General features: G+C 35.0%; 3 protein-coding genes. 2 read left to right on the top strand and 1 reads right to left on the bottom strand.

Annotated features, from left to right (window positions below; genetic code table 11):
- Positions 1-814: 814 nt before the first annotated feature.
- Positions 815-1393: an RNA polymerase sigma-70 factor gene (locus RE317_RS20075; protein WP_005841950.1), complete on the bottom strand. Its 579-nt coding sequence runs from the start codon at positions 1391-1393 to the stop codon at positions 815-817.
- 136 nt (positions 1394-1529) lie between these two features.
- Between RE317_RS20075 and RE317_RS20070 the strand changes: the two genes are divergently transcribed.
- Positions 1530-2546, top strand: a complete 1017-nt coding sequence (locus RE317_RS20070) for a FecR family protein (RefSeq protein WP_008670314.1) — start codon at positions 1530-1532, stop codon at positions 2544-2546.
- A 153-nt stretch (positions 2547-2699) separates the two neighbouring features.
- Positions 2700-6104, top strand: a complete 3405-nt coding sequence (locus tag RE317_RS20065) for a TonB-dependent receptor (RefSeq protein WP_234440079.1) — start codon at positions 2700-2702, stop codon at positions 6102-6104.
- The last annotated feature ends 7 nt before the right edge of the window (positions 6105-6111 follow it).

The raw sequence follows: 6111 nt of genomic DNA, 5'->3' as shown, positions 1-6111 counted from the left end.
GAGAAAACAACAAAAGGAAGTATGAATCTGAAAAGACTAAAAGCGGGATGGGATGAAAACTATTTGTCACAACTTTTGCAGGACAATAATTTTTAATGCGTCGGCCCTGTAGTTTGGTTGAGCAATCATGAAGGAATTTTGATGTAAACCTGTTCCTATCCTTGCGTAACTACATCCCTATGTTTGTATCGTATAATCGGGAGATATGCTTTGTGCTATCGGTATAAATCCGTAAAGGCTGCATTGGGCATGACATGGAAGAGAAAAAGCCTGAAAAACGGCTGTCTCTTGAATTTCGGGAAATAGATAAATATTAATGTATGTATCTGATAGTAAGTAATATACGTCTGTGTGAGAAAGTAAACACTGTGAGGGCATGAGGGCATTTATGAGAGCATAAAGATGATACACTCATAATATAGTGCATTGTTAATGAGATGATTATCATCGTTAATGAGGGCATGAGAGCATATTGTCTTCCAACTTTTTTGGTAAACTTGCTGAAGGAATAAGAAATATGTTTCTTTGAAATCTATATAGTTAGAAAAATTGCCGTATTCTTAGGTTATAGATGTCTTTAGACGGATAGGGTAATATTTTATCGCACCTATTTTGTATTTTTGTAAAAAGGAGTGTTTTGTATGGAGAACATAATCAGAAAGATAAGAACTTACCATCCTGTTTCGGGGTAAAGCGTTGGGAACATTGACACAACTTTTGGAGAGGCATATATTCCCGGCAGAAACACTTCTTATCATCATATCAGTTATGAAGTGATAGGGTACAAGGATATAATAGGATGTACGGGTTCCTATTAAGGGGCAAAAAAGAATAGGAGTAAGGGTAAGTAGTCTTTTAATTCTTTCCGTAATTGTTTTAGTGCCTGTTGAATTCTGTAATCTACCGTTTTGGAAGATATGTTTAATTCTTCTGCAATTTCCTGATAGGTCTTGTTTTGGAAACGATGCATTTCAAAAGCTACCCGATAAGATTCTGGAAGATTAAGTATTGCTTTTTCTATTTTTTGTGTTAATTCTTCTATAATATAGAAATCAGGATCTTCGAATAGTTCCTGTATGTCCGGAGTGAGTATATTTTCTATTTGGAATCGAAGAGAATTTCTGGTCATTAAGGTATAACATTTGTTTTTTACTGCCTTGAACAAATAATGATGAACAGAAGAATCTATATGATTTGTTTTTCTATTTTCCCATATCTGTAACATGGTATCTTGAACCACTTCTTCTGCATCTTCTAATGAAACAAAACTGCGGGCAAAAGCACAAAGCATAGCATAATATTTGATGAATAAAGTATCAAATGCCTTCTTATTTCCCTGTTGCATGGATATATACAGTTGCTTGTCTATCAAATTATCATTTGTGGTTTCCATAGATTATAGAAGAAAATGTTATTGCAAAAATACATAATTTTAATCATGAAAGTACCTATTCGAAAAATAATTCAAAAAAAACAGTTTTTGGTTTAGGAACTTTTGATCTTGGTTAGACTTATTATAAAAGGACATTATGATAAATTCAGATACCCGAATAGATGAAGCGCTTTTACTCCGTTATTTTGAAGGAGAAGTGACTCTAAGTGAGAAAGATGAGATTGAAAAATGGATTATCTCTTCCGAAGCAAATAAAAAGCTGGCCAAACAGATTTATTATCTTTCTTTTGCCACAAAAACAATGGATACCTTAAAACGGACTGATGCACGGGCTGCCTTGAAGGAAGTCAGAGGCAGGATAAGAAGGGAACGACAGCTACAATGGGGGCGATGGGCACAGCGTGCCGCTGCTATTCTTGCCATACCTTTGTTGCTGTCTACTTTATATTTATATTATAATGCCGATAGACAGGATGAGATGAGCTTTATTGAAGTCCGCACTAATCCGGGAATGATTACAACTATTGTTTTGCCAGATAGTTCCCGCGTATGGCTGAATTCGGAATCTTATTTGAAATATCCCGTTCGTTTTGCTAAAAATGAACGAAATGTAATATTACAAGGAGAAGGATATTTTTCTGTTAGAAAAAATGTGGATAGCCGTTTTACCGTTCAGACTCCTCATCACACTCAGATTCAAGTGCTGGGTACTGAGTTTAATGTAGAAGCTTATGAAAAAGAGGATGAAGTAAATACCACCTTGGTATCTGGAAAAGTACAGTTCCAATATGATTCAGAAAGAGGAAAAAAACGAATGGATCTGTTGCCTGGTGAGAAGATTACCTATAATTCTATATCAGGGGAGGTTTTTGTTTCACGGGCGGCTGTTCTGTCGGATATTTCTTGGAAAGAGGGTAAGATTATACTTTATAAAACTCCTATTGAAAAAGCGTTACGTATGCTAAGCAAACGGTTCAATGTGGATTTTGTGATAACAGATCCGGCATTGAAAGAAAATTCGTTTACTGGAACTTTTATACATCAACGTTTGGATCGTATTTTGGAGCATTTTAGAATATCTTCCGGGCTTCGTTTCCGTTATATTGAAACAACAGATAGTACACAAGAAAAGAGTAAAATAGAAATTTATTAATCCATCTGAAGCTAATATGAGAAACAAACATCCACCAAAAGAAAAATACGGGAAAATAATGGCGTATTCTCCCGTATAAAACAAAGTCTTTTCAGAAATCCCTGCTTATTTGACGATGAGCAGAAATTGTAAACTTTAAATCGATACAAATTTATGCAAAATTATCTATGTACCCAATTGTTTTGGGTTGTAAAAACACATTGGTTAACCTTAAAAAAAATTCCATTATTTATGCGACTATTTATTATTATGTTTTTATTTGCCGTCGGAGTAATGAGGGCGGCGGATAGCTATTCACAAAATGTGTTGCTTGATATTGAAGTTCAGAACCAAACCATAGAAAAGGTCTTGGGGGAGATTGAAAAACAGTCTGAGTTTACTTTCTTTTATAATGATAAACAGATAAATGTAAATCGTTTGGTATCTGTCACCGTTACAAAGGAAACGATTTTTAAAGTATTGGATAAAATTTTCAAAGATACAGGTATTTCTTATTCAATTCTAGATAAAAGTATTATACTTTCAAATAGAAAAGCAAATATAAATGTTGGGCTTGAAAATAAGAAAATTAATGGAACGGTGTTCGATGCAAAAGGAGAGCCTATTATTGGTGCCAATGTTCGTGTAAAAGGTAGCACTTTGGGGACTATAACGGATTTGGATGGAGTTTTTTCTTTGGATGTTCCGGAAAATGCAATATTGGAAGTTAGTTATATCGGTTATGAAAGTCAGACAGTTCATGTTGCCGACAAGACTCAGTTCTCTTTTATATTGAAAGAGGATACTGAAGTGTTGGAAGATGTCGTTGTGATTGGCTATGGTAGTGTCAAGAAATCTAATCTGACAGGAGCTGTTGCTTCCGTAAAAATGGAAGAAGTTCCACAAACAGCTACTACTGAGGTTTCTAATTTACTGATAGGACGTGTTCCCGGATTGTCTATTCGTCAGAATTCAGCAGCTCCCGATGGCGATTATAAAATGGTTATTCGTGGTTCTGCTTCAACGAATGCAGAAAATATTCCATTGTATGTTATTGATGGTTTTCCTGGAGGGGATATTAATGCGGTTAATCCAAATGATATAGAATCAATTGAGGTTTTGAAGGATGCTAGTTCTACTTCCATTTATGGTGCTCGTGCTGCCAATGGGGTGATTTTGGTTACTACGAAACGTGGAAAGCAAGGTAAAGTGAATATTAATTTTAAAGCAAATGCTTCTTTCCAGACTATGGCTAATCCTTATGATATGATGGATGCAAAGGAATATATGCAAATGTCTAATGATTTTTTTATTGAAGATTGGAAGTATAATAATAAGATTTATCCATATGGCAATGTTGATCCTAATACGGTAACTAGTAAACCTAAAATAGCATTTACAGATGACCAGTTAAAGAATGCGCGAAATGTAACCGACTGGTTTGATGAAGTGACCCGTACCGGTATCATTAATAATGAAAGCTTGTCTATTAATGGAGGCTCTGATAATTCTCGTTATTTGCTTTCTTTGGGGCATTTTGGACAAAAAGGAGTTGTATATAATAGTGGTTCCGAAAAATTTATGGGGAGATTAAGTATGGAAGTTGATCTCGCCAAATGGTTGACAACAGGTATGTCTGTTTCAGGGACTCAAATTTCAAATGATAAATTAGTATCGGCTTCTTCTGATAGTCAGGCAGGAGTTATTTCTGATGCATTGTTATATCCTAAATATCTTTCAATCTTTGATGATGAAGGTAAGTATCTGATTAATCCGGATCATCCTAATCATGCCAATCCGGTATCATGGAAAGAAATTACGAATGAAACAATAACTAATCGTTATCTGATAAATAATTTTTGGAATGTAACATTGACAAAGGAGTTGGTATTCAGAATGAGTTGGGGAGTCAATTCAAGCTTTGCCCGTACTAATCAATATTATCCTAAAACAATGTTGACCGGTTATGAGGCTAATTCAAAGGCTTATACGAAAGAGTTACGGAAAAATGATTATTTGTTGGATGCTACTTTGACTTATACAAAAGATTTGTTCAAGGGACATACTTTGAAAGTAATGGCAGGTTATGCCTATCAGAAATTTATAGAAGAATATATTGAGGCCGGTAATTCTGATTTTTTGACTGATGCTTTTGGAGTTAACAATTTGAATGCTGGTGGTGATCTTACAAAGACTGTCGGTAGTTCTAAGACAGTTACTAAGTATTTGTCTTATTTCGGACGTATTAATTATGATATTTCTGATAAATATTTGTTTACATTTACTCTTCGTGCTGATGGTAGTGATCGTTTCGGTAAAGATAATCGTTTTGGTTTCTTCCCATCCGGAGCTTTTGCTTGGCGTGTTATCGAGGAAGAATTTATGAAAAGACAAAGTGTATTGTCTAATTTGAAATTACGTTTAAGTATTGGTCAGACGGGTAATGCAGAAATCGGAGGTAACACTTATGGTTATTATGGAACTGGTTATAACTATGTGTTTGGAAATGCAGTGGTTAATGGGGTGGCAGAAAAGCAACTTGCTAATCGTAAATTAAAATGGGAAACTACAACGGAATGGAATGTGGGGCTTGACTTTGGATTTTTTAATAATCGTTTGACCGGTTCATTTGAATATTTCAATAAAATTGTTAGTGATTTGCTTGATAAACGTAATGTGGGATCTTATTATCCGGTATCTGAAGTAGCTGATAATTTGGGTGAAACACAAAGCTCAGGTGTAGAATTGCAATTAAGTTCCGTAAATATCCGTACTAAAGATTTTCAGTGGAGTACTGATTTGAATTTGTCCAGTTATAAAGATCGTTGGAGAAAGAGAAATCCATATACTATCTTGTCAGTGTATAATACGACAACAGATCCTTTACATGTGAAATGGGGATATGTGAGTGATGGAATTATTCAGATAGGTGAGAATGTCCTCCACATGTCTGATGCAGCACCTGGTAGCATAAAAATAAAAGATTTGAATGGTTGGTTGAAAGATGCTAATGGTGATTATATTTTAGATAAAGATGGGCGCAAGCAGTTATCCGGTGAGTCTGATGGAATGATTGATGATGCTGATAAAGTTATAATTTGCCGTGAAACTCCAGATTTGAGTTTCGGTATTGGCAATACATTAAATTACAAAAACTGGGATTTAAGTTTCTTCTTTTATGGTGAAATAGGCCGTGAACTGTACAATAATACTCGTTCGCAGTTTTTGAAGGCAGAACGTTTCCGTTATAGTGATAATGTCCCGACTGATGCACGAGACCGTTGGTCAAGTACTAATCCTGAAGGTAAGTATCCGTCAGGTTTGTATACTAAGTATTATAATGATACTGATTTTTGGGTGGAACCTGCTGATTTTGTCCGCTTGAAAAATATTACATTGGGATACACTTTTCCTAAAAAAGCTTTTGGGGGTATTTTTAGCAATGCGCGTCTGTTTGTAGATGCTCAAAACTTGTTTTGTATAACCAATTATACGGGAGCGGATCCTGAGACGGATAATAGTTATTCTTCTTATCCTAATCAAAGGACATTCTCATTTGGTATTGATTTAACTTTCTAAATAGTAA

Source organism: Phocaeicola sp. GP0067 (genome assembly GCF_031119655.1).
Taxonomy (GTDB): Bacteria; Bacteroidota; Bacteroidia; order Bacteroidales; family Bacteroidaceae; genus Phocaeicola; species Phocaeicola vulgatus.
The sequence above is the reverse complement of the archived record's forward strand: the minus strand, read 5'-3'. Positions and strand labels throughout refer to the sequence as shown.

Coding starts and splice junctions, on each gene's coding strand:
- RE317_RS20075 (WP_005841950.1), bottom strand. CDS start 1,393: ATGGAAACCACAAATGATAATTTGATAGACAAGCAACTGTATATATCC.
- RE317_RS20065 (WP_234440079.1), top strand. CDS start 2,700: ATGCAAAATTATCTATGTACCCAATTGTTTTGGGTTGTAAAAACACAT.
- RE317_RS20070 (WP_008670314.1), top strand. CDS start 1,530: ATGATAAATTCAGATACCCGAATAGATGAAGCGCTTTTACTCCGTTAT.